Raw genomic sequence first — 15,043 nt, 5'->3', positions numbered from 1 at the left:
ATTACAGCCCCAGCCCCTTGAGGATGGCGTTCATCTTCTCGGGGGTAATCTCCTCCTGCTTCTCCCGCCAGCGCTCGGCGCTCCAGATCTCCGCCCGGTTGTGGACGCCGGTGATGACCGCGTCCTTCTCCAGGCCGGCAAACTTCCGCAGCATGGCCGGGATGACAATCCGGCCCTGACTGTCCGGCTCGCACTTGGCGGCGTTGGCGAACAGGGGGCGCATGGCCACCGACTCGCTCATGGGCAGGGCGGCGAATTTGGCGGTGAAGGTGTCCCAGGTCTCCTGGGGGTAGACGGCCAGACAGCCGTCCAGGCCCATGGTGACGTAGAGGGTGTCCCCCAGCTCGCGGCGGAGCTGGGCGGGGATGAACAGGCGGCCCTTGGCGTCGAGGCTGTGCTCGTACGTGCCGGTGGCGCTCATCATTCCCGTTCACCTCTCTTCCACCACTTTCCCCCCTCCGGGCAATGGCAGGCTCCATTTTCCCCCACCAGTGTTTTTAGTATAATTGTTATGTAACCAAATTGCAACCCTTTTTTAACTCTTTTTTCCCTGCCAACCCCGGTATTTTCGTGTGAAAACAAGTGATTTCCGCACAAGAAACGTATGTTCGATTACTTTTGTAAACAGGAACCCATGACCAATTATCCTGTTTTATGTCTCCTTTCCGCAAAAGGGCGCAAAGCTCGTTACTTTTTCCACATTTGCGCGCGCGCTTTTGTTTTTACGTTACCATTCCATTCGACGGTTTCCGACCGCCTGCAAATTTTCCGCCCCGCCCTGTTCAACTTCCAAATCATGTGATATAATGCTCTCCGTTGTCTTTCGGCAATCATTTCGCCCGCATCTTATCAATGAGGTGAACCATATGCTGCGCTTTGCTCACTTTAACTTCAACGTTCTGGACCTGGACAGGTCCCTGGCCTTCTATCGGGAGGCCCTGGAGCTCTCCCCGGTGCGCGCCAAGGAGGCGGAAGACGGCTCCTTCAAGCTGGTGTACCTGGGGGACGGGGAGACCGGCTTTGAGCTGGAGCTGACCTGGCTGAAGGACCGCACCGAGCCCTACGACCTGGGAGAGTGCGAGTTCCACCTGGCCTTTGTCACCGACCGGTACGACGAGCTCTACCGCCGCCACAGGGAGATGGGCTGCGTCTGCTTTGAGAACCCGGCCATGGGCATCTATTTCATCGAGGACCCGGACGGCTACTGGATTGAGATCGTCCCCGCCAGGAGCTGACCCCGATGGCCAAAACCTCTGACGGCCGACTGGCCTACGCCGACCTGCTGCGGGTACTCTCCATCGCGGCGGTGGTGGTCATCCATGTGGTGAGCCTGTGGATCTACGATGTGCCCGTGGGGAGCGGCGCGTGGGATATATATAATGTATACGACAGCCTGGTGCGCTGGTGCGTGCCCGTGTTCGTCATGCTCTCGGGCATGTTCCTGCTGGACCCCAAGAAGAGCCTGACCCTGCCCAGGCTGTTCTTTCACCACATCCTGCGCATCTTCGCGGCCCTGGTGGTGTGGGGCGCGGTGTACGCCATTGTGGACTTCGGCGGGGTGGACGGCGCGTTCACCTGGGCGGGCATCCGCTCCGCTCTGTACACCGCCCTGCTGGGCAACACCCACTACCACCTGTGGTTCCTCTACGTGATTCTGGGCCTGTATCTGGTGACGCCCATCCTCCGCGCCTTTGTCCAGGGGGCCTCCCGGAAGGATTTCCACTATTTCTTCCTGCTGTGCTTTGTGGTGGCCTGCCTGCTGCCCACTCTGCTTCAGCTCCGGCCCAGCCAGACCGTCTCCACCTACCTCTCCCGGCTCAACCTGCACATGGTTATGGGCTATGTGGGGTACTATGTGGCGGGGTACTACCTGAAGACCTTTGCCCTGTCCCGGGTGGCGGAAGCCGTCATCTACCTGCTGGGCATCGGCGGCGCGGCGGCCACCATCTGGGGTACCCGGGCCCTCTCCCTCCAGAGCGGCGCCCTGTCCGGCGTGCTGTACGAGTACATGACCCCCAACGTGGCGGCCATGGCGGTGGCGGTGTTCGTGCTGTTCCGGTACCTGCTGGGGGTGAGCGACGAGGGCTCCCGGCGGCAGAGCCTGTCCGGGCTGGCCAAAATCACCTTTGGCGTCTATCTGGTCCACGACCTGTTCCTCATCGTCTACCGCCACTTCGGCATCACCCAGCTGCCCCTGCCGCCGGTACTGGCGGTGCCCGTGGTCACGGCGCTGGTGCTCATCCCCTCGGCGGCGGCGGCCTGGCTCATCAGCAAGATCCCCTTTGCGGGCCGCTGGCTCACCTGAGCGTCTCAATCTTCACAAAGGAGTTCAATCCATGCTTTTTTCCAGCTCTGTGTTCCTGTTTCTGTTCCTGCCGGTGGTGCTTTTGGTGTACTACCTCCCCCTTCGGAAGTGGCGGCGGGGGCAGAACATCTTTCTGACCCTGGCCTCCCTGTTCTTCTACGCCTGGGGCGAGCCCTGGTTCGTCCTGGTCATGATGGGCTCCATCGCCGCCAACTACCTGTTCGGCCTGTGGGTGGCCGCCTGGAAGGAGCGGGGCCGCAGACTGCGTCTCCCCGTCACCGTCTCGGTTGTCTGCAATCTGGCCGTCCTGTTTATCTTCAAGTACCTGACCTTTGTCCTCACCAACCTGAACCTGCTGGGCTTCCAGCTGACGGTGCCCGTCATCAACCTGCCCATCGGCATCTCCTTCTTCACCTTCCAGGCCATGAGCTATGTGCTGGACGTGGCCAGGGGCCGCGGCGAGGCCCAGAAGAGCCTGCTCAACGTGGGGCTCTACGTCTCCTTCTTCCCCCAGCTCATCGCCGGCCCCATTGTGAAGTATGAGACGGTGGCCGAGGAGATTCTCCACCGCCGGGAGAACTGGGACGATTTCACCTCCGGCGTCCAGCGCTTCCTGATGGGCCTGGGGAAGAAGGTCATCCTGTCCAACCAGCTGGCCGTCGTGGCCGACGCCGCCTTTAACCACGGCCAGCCCCAGTCAATGGCCTTCGCCTGGATTGGGGCTGTGTGCTACATTCTCCAGCTCTACTACGACTTCGGCGGCTACTCCGACATGGCCATCGGCCTGGGCCGGATGTTCGGCTTCCACTTCCTGGAGAACTTCGACTACCCCTACATCTCCACCTCGGTCACCGAGTTCTGGCGCCGGTGGCACATCTCCCTCACCTCCTGGTTCCGGGACTATGTCTACTTCCCCCTGGGGGGCAGCCGGGTGGACAAGCAGTGGAAGGTGGTGCGCAATATCTTTGTGGTGTGGCTCCTCACCGGCATCTGGCACGGCGCCAACTGGACCTACGTGGTCTGGGGCCTGCTGAACTACGCCCTGCTCATGCTGGAGAAGTACGGCGGGCTGGGCAGAGGCTGGCCCAAGGCCCTCGGCTGGCTCTACACCCAGGCGGCCTTTGTGCTCACCTGCGTGGTGTTCCGGTCCGACTCCCTGTCCGCCGCCGGGTCCTACTTCCTCTCCCTGTTCCATATCGGCTCCATGCCGCTGTGGAGCAGCCAGGCGGCCCTCTACCTGCGGGAGTACTGGATCATCCTCCTGGCCGCCGCGCTCTGCGCCGCCCCCACCGCCACCTGGCTGCGCAAAAAGCTGGCTGTGACGGCTGGCGGCAGGCTGCTGCCGGTGTGGGACTGCGTGTCCACCCTGGCCCTGCTGGCGGTCTTTGTGGTGGCCGTGTGCTTCACCATCAAGGGCACCTACAACCCCTTCATCTACTTTAATTTCTGAGGAGGACGCGCCATGAACAAGCTGAAATCCAATCTCACCGCCGTCCTCTTCCTGCTGGGCATTGCCGCCGGATTGGTGGTGGCCACCGCCGCCTTCTTCAGCGGCAGCGGCAATCTGCGGGCTGAGTTCGGCAAGCTGCGGCGGGACATCTCCTACCTGCCCACCTTCCTCTCCGGCGCGGAGAACGCCCTGAACCAGGACCTGGACAAGGACCACTACTTCATCCAGCTCTACGGCGGCATCCAGCGGCTCATGGGCCGCCGGGTGGTGGAGGACGTGGAGGCGGACTACACCGTCGTCAAGCTGGACAATGGGGACCTGGCCTTTGAGAACCTCTACGGCGGCCCCACCGACACCCGGCCCCACGCCCAGGCGGTGGCCGACTTCAAGGGCCAGCTCTCCGAGAAAGGCATCCCCCTGCTCTACGTCCAGGCCCCCCAGAAGGTGAGCCAGAGCGGCGATGAGCTGCCCGAGGGCGTGAGCGATTACGGCCACGAAAACGCCGATCTGCTCCTCTCCTCCCTGGCGGAGCTGGGGGTGGACACCCTGGACCTGCGGCCCGTGCTGGAGGAGGCGGCCCAGGCCCCCGGCGCTCTCCCCTTCTACTTCCGCACCGACCACCACTGGACCCCGGAGGGCGGCTTTGTGGGCTATCAGGCGGTGACGCAGCGTCTGTCGGAGATTCTGGGCTATGAGGTCAATCCCCTCTACACCGACCCGGACAGCTACGAGAAAATCCTCTATGAGGACTTTTTCCTGGGCAGCCAGGGCAAGCGGGTGGGCACGCTGTATTCCGGCGTGGACAGCATCAACCTGTGGAAGCCCAATTTCGAGACCAGCTTTACCTACTCGGTGCCCCTCAATGCCATTGAGCGCACCGGCCCCTTTGAGGAGTCCCTGCTGTTCCCGGAGCGGGTGGAGAAAATCGACTACTTCAACGGCAACCCCTACACCCTCTACGCCGGCGGCGACTACAACCTGGCCCGTATGACCAACCACCTGAACCCGGACGGGCCCCGGGTGCTGCTGGTGCGGGACTCCTTCTCCTGCATTCTGGCTCCCTTCCTGGCTCTGGACTGCTCGGAGCTCATTACCATCGACCTGCGATATTTTAAGGAAAACCTGATGGATTATATAGACTGGCTGGATCCGGACATGGTGGTGGTGATGTACTGCGCCAGCTCCACCCGCCTGCCCGAGCTGTTCCAGTTCTTCGGCGCGGACGCGAAGCCGGAATTCCGCTATTGACGAGGTGAACGGATTGATCGCCCCACAGCCCTCCCTCCGCAGGCTGGACCTGCACTATATCGCCATGCAGATCGGCTACTGGGCCATGTTCGCCGCCATCTGCGCCTATCTGGCCGCCCTGCTGGGGGCGCGGGGCTTCTCCAACAGCCAGATCGGCCTGCTTATCGCCATCCGCTGCCTGGCAGGCATTGTCTGCCAGCCCCTGCTGGGCGGCTTTGCAGACCGGCACCCGGAGATCCCCCTGAAGGTCATCGTCTCCCTGTCTCTGGCCCTGTCCCTGGCCGCCTCCCTGGTGTTCCTCCTCTGGCCCATGGGCATGGGCGGCACCGCCGTCATCCTCATCATCCTGGGCGGCTTTGAGATCTCCGCCTACCCGCTGATGGACGCCATGGCCATCCAGTTTATCAACGCGGGCGTGCCCATCCGGTACAGCCTGGGCCGGGGCATCGGCTCCATGGCCTACGCCGTCACCTGCGCCGGCCTGGGCCTCCAGACCCAGACCTTGGGGGTGGAGAGCACCCTCGTCACCCACGCGGTGCTGGTGGCGGCGGTCATCGCCCTGACCATCACCTACCCCGCCTTCCGCGCCGCGCCCGCGGCAGCGGACGCGCCGCCGGCGGAGAAGCCCCACTCGGTGTGGTACCTGCTGAAGAACAATCCCCCCTTCGCCCTCATGCTCCTGGCCATCCTGCTGGGCATCACCGCCTGCCTGCCCATGTCCAACTTCCTGGTCAACGTGGTGGAGAGCCGGGGCGGCAACAGCGCCGACCTGGGCGTGGCGCTGTTTCTCATGGGCGGCTTTGAGCTGCCCACCGCCTTCTTCTTTCAGCGCATGCTCCGCCGCCTGGGCAGCGGAAAGCTCATCCTCATCAGCATGGCCTTTACCGTGCTCAAGGCGGCGGCGCTGCTGCTGTCCTTCAATCTGACTACCCTGTTCCTGGCCCAGCCCCTCCAGATGCTGGGGTACGGCCTGTTCACCCCGGCGTCGGTGTACTTTGTCAACGAGTCGGTACCCCAGGCCGACCGGGTGCGGGGGCAGACGGTGATGATGGTGGCCTCCAACGGCATGGGCGGCATGCTGGGCAGCTATATCAGCGGCCTGGCCCTGGACGCCGGGGCCTCCCTGCCCATGGGTGGGGCCAACCTGATGCTCCTGTGCTGCATTGCGCTGGGCTGCGCCGCCACTGCGCTGGCCGCAGTCGCTCTGGCGCTGAGGAAAAAGTCAAAAAGAGGGAATCTTTAATGGGTGAATTCGAAGCGCATATGCAGAACTTTTTTCAGGAATTCGGCTCCGGCCGGCACATGGTGTTATCCACCTCCCTTCACGACCATGTCACCTCCAGGATGATGAGCGTGATTCAGATGGACGGCCTGTTCTGGTTTCAGACCGACAGACACTTTCGGAAGTACCGCCAGCTGGCCGAAAACCCCCGGGTGGCCCTGTGCGCCGACAATATCCAGATTGAGGGGCTCTGCCGTGAGGCGGGCCGTCCGCTGGACAATGCCGCCTTTGCCGCGCTGTACCGGGCGCGCTTCCCCTCCTCCTTCGGGCGGTACACCCATCTGAGCGGCGAGCTGCTCTTTGCCGTCACGCCCGTGTATCTCGAGCGGTGGCTCTATCGGGATGGTGAGCCCTATCTGGAGCAGTTCCTCCTGGACAGCCGGCAGTACCGGCTGTCCCCATACTGCGGCGGATAACGCCGGATAAATCCGAAAACCGGGGCCTGACGGCCCCGGTTCAGGCTGTCGAAAAAGTGGCTACCGCCACTTTTTCGAAGGAGCTTCATGAAATTTTTGCCTCGATTTCTGATGAAATTGTCGGCAAAAATTTCATGAGAAGGGTCATTTTCGAGGCGCATGTCCCCGAAAATGACGGATTTTCATTTGATGTCCCCGAAAATGACGGATTTTCATTTGATTCCGTCATCTGCGGATGACGGAACTCTGCGAGGCTTCCCCTTCTGGGAGGTTTTTCGACACGCTGAACCGGGGCCTGACGGCCCCGGTTTTCTTTATTTTTATAAGCTGAGATCACTGTTCGCTCTTCCCAAGCGCCTTTTTCCCATGCTATAATGCTTGTATCTGGAACAAGCTTCCAGAAATTTCGGAGTTGGAGCGATTTTAAGATGCGTAAAAACAGTCCCGCGCCCCGCTCTCTGCCCAGGGTGGGTATGCGCAACATCAAAACAGCCACCGCCGCAGCCCTGTGCGCCCTGGTGTACTTCTTCCTGGACCGCAGCCCCGCCTTTGCCTGCATCGGCGCCATCTTCGGCATGGGCAGCGACCTGGAAAATTCCCGGCTTCACGGCGGCAACCGCCTCTTCGGCACCCTCATCGGCGGACTGCTGGGCATGGCTTTGTTCCGGGTATACCTGATCTTCTACCCCAACGGCGGCCACTCCCTGCTGCTGGTGCCTCTGGTGTTTGTAGGCGTGGTCATCCTCATTCTCCTGTGCCAGGTTTTCTGGGTGGGCGGGGTCCAGCCCGGCGGCGTGGTGCTGTGCATCCTGCTGTTCAACACCCCGCCGGACACCTACGTCAGCTACGCCCTCAACCGCATCCTGGACACCGCCATCGGCGTGCTGGCGGCCATGGCGGTCAACAGCCTGTTCCCCGGCGGCTTCACCTTCCAGCACCTGAAGGAGCACCATCTCCGCTCCCTGGAGAAGAAGCGTCAGCGGTGGAAGGAGCGGACGGCCCGGAGCACCCCCGACAGAGGCAAAGACGAAAGCCGGACCGACTGACAGAAAAAGAGCGCTGGAACCGAGGTTCCAGCGCTCTTTCAGCGTGTCAAAAAAAACCGGTTGAACAGAATTGCCTGCGCCGGGGCAGGGGAGCGCGAGGGGGCAGCCGCCCGCCTCGCGTGGGAACGAATGCCCCGGACGCCTTGCTGTGCAAGGCGTCCGGAGAGCGGAGCGAGGACTTTTGCGCCGCTGTGCGGCGCGAAAGTAACGGCATTTTTGAAGGCTGTCGAAAAAGTCAAGGACTTTTTCGACAGCCTGAGAGCGCTGGAACCTCGGTTCCAGCGCTCTCTCTTTGATTCCTTACCCCAGCCCCAGCAGAGCCCGGGCCCGGCGGAGCAGCTTGAGATACACATAGTCCATCTGCCACTCGTTGGTCAGCTCTGTGAGCCGGTCGGCGGGCAGCCAGGCTACGCCGGTGTTCTCCCCCTCCCGGACGGTGAGGGCGTCGTCCTCGCCGGCGGTCAGAAGGTAGGACACGTTGAGGTGCTGGTGGGCCGCCACATATTTCCCCCACTTTACATGGCCCCACACAGGCAGGATGTCCAGGGAGGCGATGGCGGGCGAGAGGGGACGGACGTGGGTGACGCCGGTCTCCTCCCTGGCCTCCCGCAGGGCCACGGACAGCAGGTCGCCGTCCCCGTCGGCGTGGCCGCCGGTCCAGGCCCACACCCGGTAGATATTGTGGTGGGCCATGAGCACCTTGGACGCGTCGGCGTTGACCACAAAGCCGGAGCTGGTGATGTGGGCATACTCATTGCGCCGGGTGAGCACGGTGTCGGGGTACCGGTCCACATACTCCAGGATGATGCGCTTGTCGGTCTCCTCCTGCTCGTCCTGAGGGCGGTAGGCCCGGATGTCGTCTGCGTACACTCCTCTCACCCCTTTCTCCGGTAGGTAGCATAGTGAAAGACAATTCCCCCGTCCTCCAGCGGCGGCTCCTCCTCCGCCAGCTCCCACTCCGGCAGGGCGTCCAGGTCGGGCATCCAGGCGTCGGCCATAAAGGAGGCGTGGATTTTAGTGATGTAGGCGGTGTCGCACCAGTCCAGGGCGGCCCGGTACACCTGGGCCCCGCCGATGACAAAGGTATCCGCCGGGCAGCTTGTCCGGGCCTCCTCCAGGCTGTGGAGCACAAGGGCTTTTTCCACCTTGTAGTCCGGATTGGTGGACAAAATATAGTTCTGCCGCCCCGGGAGGGGCTTACCGCCGGGGAAGGTCTCCAGAGTCTTGCGCCCCAGCAGCACCGGGTGACCCAGGGTCAGGGCCTTGAACCGCTTCAAATCAGGCGAGAGCCGGGCCAGCAGCTTGTTTTGACTGCCGATGGCCCAGTTCTGATCCACCGCCGCAATCAGGTACATTCAGCCTTCCTCCTTAATAAAGTCCAGAAATTCCGCCCAGTGCTCCTCATCGAACACCGGGATGTCCGCGCTTTTGAGCCGGGCGGCTGTCACGCCGTCGCCAGGAATTTTCCGTCCGGTGAAGGTGCCGTCGTAGATGATGCCGCTGCCGCATGATGGGCTGCGGGCTTTCAGCAAGGCGCACCGGCAGCCCATCAGACGGGCCAGCTCCTCTGCCTGGGCTGCGCCCCGGGCATACTGCTCCGTCACGTCGGCCCCATCCCGGGTGAGCACCCGCTCCCCCACCCGCTCGGAGGGCGGACGGGGTGTGGACAGGCCGCCCAGCTGCTCGGGGCACACGGGCACGAAGCTCAAATCTGCCCGGTTCAGCAGCTCCGTCAGCGGCGGAAATGCTTTTCCGTCGCCGCTGTACCGGCATGTCAGGCCCAGCAGGCAGGCCGACACCAGAATCCGCATCTGCCCTTCCTCCTTACACCGCCACCGGAATTTTCACGTCCAGGGGGTGGGACTGATAGCCCTCCAGCTTCAGGCTGTCCCGGGTGAAGGCGTAGAAGTCGTCCACCGCCGGGTCCATCCACAGCGCGGGGGCCTCATAGGGCTTGCGGGCGATGATCTCTTCCACAATAGGCACGTGCCGGTCGTAGATGTGGGCGTCGGCGATGACGTGGACCAGCTCCCCCGCCTCCAGGCCGGACACCTGGGCCAGCATGTGGACCAGGGCGGCGTACTGCATCACGTTCCAGCCGTTGGCGGTGAGCATGTCCTGGCTGCGCTGGTTGAGAATGGCGTTGAGGGTCTTGCCCGTCACGTTGAAGGTCATGGAGTACGCGCAGGGGTAGAGGGCCATCTCGTGGAGGTCGTGGTGGTTGTAGAGATTGGTCATAATCCGCCGGGAGGCCGGGTTGTGCTTCAGGTCGTAGAGCACCCGGTCCACCTGGTCGAACTCCCCCTCGGGGTAGACGTGCTTCACCCCCAGCTGGTAGCCGTAGGCCTTGCCGATGGAACCGGTCTCGTCGGCCCAGGCGTCCCAGATGTGGCTGTTCAGGTCGTGGATGTTGTTGGACTTCTTCTGCCAGATCCACAGCAGCTCGTCCAGAGCGCTCTTAAAGGCCATTTTCCGGATGGTCTGGACGGGGAACTCCTCCCGCAGGTCGTACCGGTTCACCACGCCGAAACGCTTGACGGTGTGGGCGCTGGCGCCGTCGTCCCACCGGGGGCGCACCGCCTGGTCCGTGTCCCAGGTCCCGTGGGCGAGGATGTCTTTGCAGTTCTGGATAAATCGCTCGTCGGCGTAGCTCATGTGGGTTCCTCCTGTTGTATTCATGCCAGTCTATTTTATGACAGGACCCGCCCCGGCGCAAGACTTTTCGGCGCCCTTCCCTCTTGGCGTATCCCGGCCCGTTATGGTAAAATGATAAAAACGCTCCGCTTCTGCGGAGTCCGGACGAGGTGATGGGGATGTACCAGGATATCCGGGCCCAGAAGGGCCGCTTTCTGCTCCGCGCCCTGCTGTGGCTGATTTTTGTATCCCAGTTTGCCCAGGCGCTGATTCCGCTTATCCGCGCCGGCGGCGGCCTGACGCCCCTGGCAGTGCTCTCCGCCCTGGCCTCCCTGCTGCCCTCCGCCGTGGTGCTGTGGGCCCTGTACCGGGGCAGCCGGGCCGCTCTGGTGGTGTTCTGCCTCATCGGCTTCGAGCAGATCGCCGCCTTCAGCAACTGGATTCTCCCCCGGTATCAGGAGGCCATGGCCCCTGCGGACGCCCTGGGCTACGCCAGCCTGGCTCTCTCGGCCGCCGATGTGGTCCTGCGGGTGATTGTGCTCTGCCAGATGTTCTCCGGATCCGCTGTCCCTGTCTGGCTGGAGTGCCGCCGGGATATGCGGCGCAGGAAGGACCTGGTGCTGGAGCTGGCCCTCTTCGGCGCGTCCGTCCTGCTCCTGCTTCTCTTCTTTTTCCTTCCCCTGTAAGTACAAACGCCCGGCCGCCTTCCCCAAGCGGGGAGCGCGGCCGGGCGTTTTTCGCTGTGGGGCCCTTACCAGACCAGGGTGGCAAAGTAGTCGTCGGGGGTCTCGGCCCGGCGGATGAGCGCCGTGGAGCCGTCCTCCTTCAGCAGCACCTCGGCGGAGCGGAGGCGGCCGTTGTAGTTGTAGCCCATGGCGAAACCGTGGGCGCCGGTGTCGTGGATGACCAGCAGGTCGCCCAGCTCAATTTCGGGCAGCATGCGGTCCACGGCGAACTTGTCGTTGTTCTCGCAGAGGGAGCCGGTGACGTCGTACTTGTGGTCGCAGGGGGCGTCCTCCTTGCCCATGACGGTGATGTGGTGATAGGCGCCGTACATGGCCGGGCGCATCAGGTTGGCGGCGCAGGCGTCCACGCCCACATACTCCTTGTAGGTGTGCTTGAAGTGGGTGGCCTTGGTCACCAGGCAGCCGTAGGGGGCCAGCATGAACCGGCCCAGCTCGGTGAAGATGGCCACGTCCCCCATGCCGGCGGGGGTGAGAATGGCCTCGTACTGCCTGCGCACACCCTCGCCGATAACGGCGATGTCGTTGGCGGGCTGCTCGGGGCGGTAGGGCACGCCCACGCCGCCGGACAGGTTGATGAACCGGATGTCGCAGCCGGTCTCCTTCTTCAGGTCCACGGCCAGCTGGAACAGGATGCCCGCCAGGGTGGGGTAGTACTCGTTGCTCAGGGTGTTGGAGGCCAGGAAGGCGTGGAGGCCGAAGTGCTTGGCGCCCATGGCCTTCAGCTTCTTGAAGCCCTCAAAGAGCTGCTCCCGGGTGAAGCCGTACTTGGCCTCGCCGGGGTTGTCCATCACCTGGAAGCCCTCCTCGGACGCGCCGATGGAGAAGGTGCCGCCGGGGTTGAAGCGGCAGGAGATGGTCTCGGGGATATAGCCGATGGTCTCCTTGAGGAAGTCGATGTGGGTGAAGTCGTCCAGGTTGATGGTGGCGCCCAGCCTGGCGGCAAGGGCGAACTCCTCGGCGGGGGTGTCGTTGGAGGAGAACATGATCTCGCTGCCGGAGAAGCCGCAGCGGTCGGCCATCATCAGCTCGGTGAGAGAGGAGCAGTCGGTGCCGCAGCCCTCCTCCCGGAGGATCTTCAGGATGGCGGGGTTGGGCGTGGCCTTGACGGCGAAATACTCCTTGAAGCCCGGGTTCCAGGCGAAGGCCGCCTTCAGCTTCCGGGCATTCTCCCGGATGCCCTTCTCGTCGTAGAGATGGAACGGGGTGGGATAGGTCTTGGTCATTTCCTGGAGCTGGTCCAGGGTCACGAAGGGCTTTTTCATGGAAGCTTCACTCCCCGATGGAAATTCACCTGAGGGCCCCGCAGGCCGGGTTCAGGTCTTTTGATAAAAATTCAGATCCTATACTACCGAAATCGAGCCAAAAAGTCAATCCGCTAAACCCACAAGCCTCTCCCCTCTTTTTTCCTTCCTTTTGCCCAATCGGGAAAAAGCGATAACAGTCTCTTTTTAGTCCATCCGGAAGGCTGTGTCTGCGCTTCTTTTCCCTCCCCTCCTTGATCGCCTATTCCCGGAGTGCTATACTCTACCCAGCGTTTTCTCTTGCCAACCCCCATTTCAAAAAGAGAGGGGCGTACTGCCTTGAACTTTGGCGTGATTGGGTTTGGAAACATTGCGCGTCGTTTTGCCCAGAGCATCCCCTATACCTCCGGCGGGCGCATCTGTGCCATTGCCTCCCGCAGCCTCAGCCCGGAGGACCCCGTTCTGCGCTCCAGCCCCGGCGTGCGGCTCTACCGGGACTACGGCGCCCTGCTCCGGGACCCGGAGGTGGAGGCGGTCTATATCGCCCTCCCCCACAAGCTGCACGCTGTGTGGGCCGTGGAGGCTCTTCGCCGCCGCCGCCCGGTGCTCTGCGAGAAGCCGGCGGCGCTGACCGTTGAAGAGATGGAGGAGATCGCCCGGGTCTCGGCGGAGGAGCACACCTATTTCCTGGAGGCGCTGAAGACCAAGTTCGCCCCCGGGCTGGAGCGGCTGCGGCGGGACACAGCCCTCTTAGGCCCCCTCCGCACCATTGAGACCTGCTTCTGCTATGACGCCTCGGAGGAGCGGGACAGCTTTCTCTTCGACCCGGCCCAGGGCGGCGCCCTCAATGACCTGGGCCCCTATGTGGCCGGCTTTCCGCTGGCCCTCATGTCCGGCCGGGCCGTTCGGGAGATCTCCGGCGCGCTCACCCGGCAGGGCGGCATCGACCTCCATTTCCAGGCGGCGCTCACCTTTGAGGGCGGCGTGACCGCGCTGCTGGAGGGCGGCATTGACCAGGACAGGGCGCGCCGCGCCGTCATCCGGGGCGAACTGGGCAGCATCACGGTCCCCGACTTCCACCGCCTCACCGGCTATGAAATCGCGCTGGAGGGCCGCCCGCCCATCCTGCGCCGCTTTCCCGCCCCGGGCGACGACATGACCGGCGAGATTCAGGCCCTGATAGACGACGTGGCCGCCGGCAGGATCGAGAGCCCCCGGCACTCCCATGCCGACACCCTTCAGATTCTCCGCGTGCTCCGGGATATCCGCGCAGACGGGGCCTCCGCTCTCTGAATATGACAAACCGGCCCCCGGCGCTTGCGCCGGGGGCCGGTTCCTTATTCCCTTGCGCGCAGCTGCCAGAAGGCCACCGCGCTGGCCGCAGCCACATTCAGCGAGTCCACCCCGTGGGACATGGGGATGCGCACCGTGTAGTCGCAGCCGGCGATGGTGCGCTCCGCCAGGCCGTCCCCCTCGGTGCCCAGCACAATGGCCAGTTTTTCTTCGGCCATGAGGGCCGGATCGTCAATGGGCACCGAGTCGTCGCTCAGGGCCATGGCGGCGGTCTTGAATCCCAGGGCGTTGAGCAGGGCGAGGCCCTTCTCCGGCCAGTCGGCGGGGCTGTCGCCGATGCGGGCCCAGGGGATCTGGAACACGGTGCCCATGCTCACCCGCACCGCCCGGCGGTAGAGGGGGTCGCAGCAGGTGGGCGTGACCAGCACAGCGTCCATGTGCAGCGCCGCGGCGGATCGGAAAATGGCCCCCACATTGGTGGCGTCCACGATGCCCTCCAGCACCGCCACCCGGCGGGCCCCGGCGCACAGCGCCTCCACGGTGGGCAGCACGGGGCGGCGCATGGCGCACAGGATGCCCCGGTTCACCTGATAGCCGGTCAGGGCGGCCAGCACTTCGCTGTCCCCGGTGTACACCGGGATATCCCCGCAGCGCTCCATGACCTCCCTGCCCTGGCCCTCCAGGTGCTTGCGCTCCATCAGCAGGGACAGGGGCTGATATCCGGCCTCCAGGGCCCGGGCGATGACCTTGGGGCTCTCGGCGATGAAAATTCCCTTCTCGGGCTCCAGCCGGTTGCGCAGCTGGGCCTCCGTCAGCCGGGTAAAGACCTCCAGCTCAGGCAAATCCAGGCTGGTGATTTCGATTAGCTCTGCCATTGCGTTCCCCTCCTGGCTGCAACAGTTTAAAATCAGCCCGCCCCGCCATGGGGCTATTTCCCGCTCTGCCGTTGAACACCGAACCGGCAGAACAGTATAAAACAATGAAAAATCCCGAACGCTTTCGCATTCGGGATTTTTGGAGGCGCCACCCAGACTCGAACTGGGGGTAAAGGTTTTGCAGACCTCTGCCTTACCACTTGGCTATGGCGCCGATTACAGATAACAGGAGCAAATTACTTGCTCCTGTTATCCTCTGTTTCTGGAGCGGGTGACGAGGCTCGAACTCGCTACCTCCACCTTGGCAAGGTGGCGCTCTACCAGATGAGCTACACCCGCAGAGAACTCTCTCTGAACTACACTATGCAATTCAGAGAGATTTGGTGCCTCCGGTCGGAATCGAACCAACGACACGGGGATTTTCAGTCCCCTGCTCTACCAACTGAGCTACAGAGGCAAATGGCGACGCGGAAGGGACTTGAACCCTCGACCTCCGGCGTGACAGGC

The 15,043-nt window shown here is 63.2% G+C and carries 17 protein-coding genes and 3 tRNA genes; 10 read left to right on the top strand and 10 right to left on the bottom strand.

Annotated elements, in window-relative coordinates:
• Window position 1: 1 nt before the first annotated feature.
• Window positions 2–424 carry a division/cell wall cluster transcriptional repressor MraZ gene (gene mraZ / locus QZY67_RS01135; protein WP_294531981.1) on the bottom strand — a complete coding sequence of 141 codons (423 nt, stop codon included), beginning with the start codon at window positions 422–424 and terminating at the stop codon, window positions 2–4.
• A 442-nt stretch (window positions 425–866) separates the two neighbouring features.
• On the opposite strand from mraZ, the gene QZY67_RS01130 reads away from it, so the two are divergent.
• The 8 genes from QZY67_RS01130 (at window position 867) to QZY67_RS01095 (ending at window position 7,747) form a co-directional block, all read left to right on the top strand.
• The gene (locus QZY67_RS01130; RefSeq protein WP_294531978.1) at window positions 867–1,235 is read left to right on the top strand and encodes a VOC family protein; all 369 of its coding nucleotides are present in this window, start codon (window positions 867–869) and stop codon (window positions 1,233–1,235) included.
• Window positions 1,236–1,240: 5 nt separating this feature from the next.
• A complete protein-coding gene (locus tag QZY67_RS01125; RefSeq protein WP_295368156.1) occupies window positions 1,241–2,305 on the top strand; it encodes an acyltransferase family protein in 1,065 nt (354 codons plus the stop codon).
• A gap of 31 nt (window positions 2,306–2,336) precedes the next feature.
• On the top strand, window positions 2,337–3,755 hold the full coding sequence (locus QZY67_RS01120; RefSeq protein WP_295368155.1) for an MBOAT family O-acyltransferase: 1,419 nt from the start codon (window positions 2,337–2,339) through the stop codon (window positions 3,753–3,755).
• Between the two features lie 12 nt (window positions 3,756–3,767).
• Entirely contained in the window at window positions 3,768–5,003 is a 1,236-nt protein-coding gene (locus QZY67_RS01115) for a DHHW family protein (protein WP_295368154.1), read from the top strand.
• Window positions 5,004–5,007: 4 nt separating this feature from the next.
• The gene (locus QZY67_RS01110; protein ID WP_295368153.1) at window positions 5,008–6,246 is read left to right on the top strand and encodes an MFS transporter; all 1,239 of its coding nucleotides are present in this window, start codon (window positions 5,008–5,010) and stop codon (window positions 6,244–6,246) included.
• Between the two features lie 20 nt (window positions 6,247–6,266).
• On the top strand, window positions 6,267–6,701 hold the full coding sequence (locus QZY67_RS01105) for a pyridoxamine 5'-phosphate oxidase family protein (RefSeq protein WP_295368152.1): 435 nt from the start codon (window positions 6,267–6,269) through the stop codon (window positions 6,699–6,701).
• A 56-nt stretch (window positions 6,702–6,757) separates the two neighbouring features.
• Window positions 6,758–6,940, top strand: a complete 183-nt coding sequence (locus QZY67_RS01100; protein WP_295368151.1) for a hypothetical protein — start codon at window positions 6,758–6,760, stop codon at window positions 6,938–6,940.
• Between the two features lie 189 nt (window positions 6,941–7,129).
• Window positions 7,130–7,747 (top strand): aromatic acid exporter family protein, encoded by a 618-nt coding sequence (locus QZY67_RS01095; RefSeq protein ID WP_295368150.1) that lies wholly within the window; start codon window positions 7,130–7,132, stop codon window positions 7,745–7,747.
• Between the two features lie 300 nt (window positions 7,748–8,047).
• On the opposite strand, the gene QZY67_RS01090 is transcribed toward QZY67_RS01095, so the two are convergent.
• Genes QZY67_RS01090 through thyA form a run of 4 tightly spaced genes read right to left on the bottom strand, consistent with a single transcriptional unit; the run spans window position 8,048 to window position 10,402 of the window.
• The gene (locus QZY67_RS01090; RefSeq protein ID WP_295368149.1) at window positions 8,048–8,617 is read right to left on the bottom strand and encodes an NUDIX hydrolase; all 570 of its coding nucleotides are present in this window, start codon (window positions 8,615–8,617) and stop codon (window positions 8,048–8,050) included.
• Window positions 8,618–8,622: 5 nt separating this feature from the next.
• On the bottom strand, window positions 8,623–9,102 hold the full coding sequence (locus QZY67_RS01085; RefSeq protein WP_295368147.1) for a dihydrofolate reductase: 480 nt from the start codon (window positions 9,100–9,102) through the stop codon (window positions 8,623–8,625).
• Window positions 9,103–9,558: a DUF523 domain-containing protein gene (locus tag QZY67_RS01080; protein WP_295368146.1), complete on the bottom strand. Its 456-nt coding sequence runs from the start codon at window positions 9,556–9,558 to the stop codon at window positions 9,103–9,105.
• 13 nt (window positions 9,559–9,571) lie between these two features.
• Window positions 9,572–10,402, bottom strand: coding sequence for a thymidylate synthase (thyA, locus tag QZY67_RS01075; protein ID WP_295368145.1), 831 nt, complete (start codon window positions 10,400–10,402; stop codon window positions 9,572–9,574).
• A 158-nt stretch (window positions 10,403–10,560) separates the two neighbouring features.
• Here thyA and QZY67_RS01070 point away from each other — a divergent pair, with 158 nt between their 5' ends.
• Window positions 10,561–11,067, top strand: a complete 507-nt coding sequence (locus tag QZY67_RS01070; protein WP_295368144.1) for a hypothetical protein — start codon at window positions 10,561–10,563, stop codon at window positions 11,065–11,067.
• Window positions 11,068–11,132: 65 nt separating this feature from the next.
• Here the strand turns inward: QZY67_RS01070 and QZY67_RS01065 are convergent, their stop codons facing one another.
• A complete protein-coding gene (locus QZY67_RS01065) occupies window positions 11,133–12,389 on the bottom strand; it encodes a diaminopimelate decarboxylase (RefSeq protein ID WP_295368143.1) in 1,257 nt (418 codons plus the stop codon).
• A 318-nt stretch (window positions 12,390–12,707) separates the two neighbouring features.
• On the opposite strand from QZY67_RS01065, the gene QZY67_RS01060 reads away from it, so the two are divergent.
• Entirely contained in the window at window positions 12,708–13,661 is a 954-nt protein-coding gene (locus tag QZY67_RS01060) for a Gfo/Idh/MocA family oxidoreductase (protein WP_295368142.1), read from the top strand.
• A gap of 44 nt (window positions 13,662–13,705) precedes the next feature.
• On the opposite strand, the gene QZY67_RS01055 is transcribed toward QZY67_RS01060, so the two are convergent.
• The 4 genes from QZY67_RS01055 to QZY67_RS01040 all read right to left on the bottom strand — a co-directional run bounded on the left by QZY67_RS01055 (window position 13,706) and on the right by QZY67_RS01040 (window position 14,993).
• On the bottom strand, window positions 13,706–14,536 hold the full coding sequence (locus tag QZY67_RS01055) for an RNA methyltransferase (RefSeq protein ID WP_295368141.1): 831 nt from the start codon (window positions 14,534–14,536) through the stop codon (window positions 13,706–13,708).
• A 140-nt stretch (window positions 14,537–14,676) separates the two neighbouring features.
• Window positions 14,677–14,750 (bottom strand) — tRNA-Cys (locus tag QZY67_RS01050).
• A 49-nt stretch (window positions 14,751–14,799) separates the two neighbouring features.
• Window positions 14,800–14,875, bottom strand: a tRNA-Gly gene (locus QZY67_RS01045).
• A 42-nt stretch (window positions 14,876–14,917) separates the two neighbouring features.
• Window positions 14,918–14,993: transfer RNA gene (locus QZY67_RS01040), tRNA-Phe, on the bottom strand.
• Between the last annotated feature and the right edge of the window lie 50 nt (window positions 14,994–15,043).

The sequence above is a fragment of the uncultured Pseudoflavonifractor sp. genome (assembly GCA_904419835.1).
Classification (GTDB): domain Bacteria; phylum Bacillota; class Clostridia; order Oscillospirales; family Oscillospiraceae; genus Pseudoflavonifractor.
The sequence above is the reverse complement of the archived record's forward strand: the minus strand, read 5'-3'. Positions and strand labels throughout refer to the sequence as shown.

Excerpts from the sequence above, each read along its gene's own strand:
- mraZ (WP_294531981.1), bottom strand. The coding sequence starts at position 424 with ATGATGAGCGCCACCGGCACGTACGAGCACAGCCTCGACGCCAAGGGC.
- QZY67_RS01130 (WP_294531978.1), top strand. The coding sequence starts at position 867 with ATGCTGCGCTTTGCTCACTTTAACTTCAACGTTCTGGACCTGGACAGG.
- QZY67_RS01125 (WP_295368156.1), top strand. The coding sequence starts at position 1,241 with ATGGCCAAAACCTCTGACGGCCGACTGGCCTACGCCGACCTGCTGCGG.
- QZY67_RS01120 (WP_295368155.1), top strand. The coding sequence starts at position 2,337 with ATGCTTTTTTCCAGCTCTGTGTTCCTGTTTCTGTTCCTGCCGGTGGTG.
- QZY67_RS01115 (WP_295368154.1), top strand. The coding sequence starts at position 3,768 with ATGAACAAGCTGAAATCCAATCTCACCGCCGTCCTCTTCCTGCTGGGC.
- QZY67_RS01105 (WP_295368152.1), top strand. The coding sequence starts at position 6,267 with ATGCAGAACTTTTTTCAGGAATTCGGCTCCGGCCGGCACATGGTGTTA.
- QZY67_RS01095 (WP_295368150.1), top strand. The coding sequence starts at position 7,130 with ATGCGTAAAAACAGTCCCGCGCCCCGCTCTCTGCCCAGGGTGGGTATG.
- QZY67_RS01085 (WP_295368147.1), bottom strand. The coding sequence starts at position 9,102 with ATGTACCTGATTGCGGCGGTGGATCAGAACTGGGCCATCGGCAGTCAA.
- QZY67_RS01080 (WP_295368146.1), bottom strand. The coding sequence starts at position 9,558 with ATGCGGATTCTGGTGTCGGCCTGCCTGCTGGGCCTGACATGCCGGTAC.
- thyA (WP_295368145.1), bottom strand. The coding sequence starts at position 10,402 with ATGAGCTACGCCGACGAGCGATTTATCCAGAACTGCAAAGACATCCTC.
- QZY67_RS01070 (WP_295368144.1), top strand. The coding sequence starts at position 10,561 with ATGTACCAGGATATCCGGGCCCAGAAGGGCCGCTTTCTGCTCCGCGCC.
- QZY67_RS01065 (WP_295368143.1), bottom strand. The coding sequence starts at position 12,389 with ATGAAAAAGCCCTTCGTGACCCTGGACCAGCTCCAGGAAATGACCAAG.
- QZY67_RS01055 (WP_295368141.1), bottom strand. The coding sequence starts at position 14,536 with ATGGCAGAGCTAATCGAAATCACCAGCCTGGATTTGCCTGAGCTGGAG.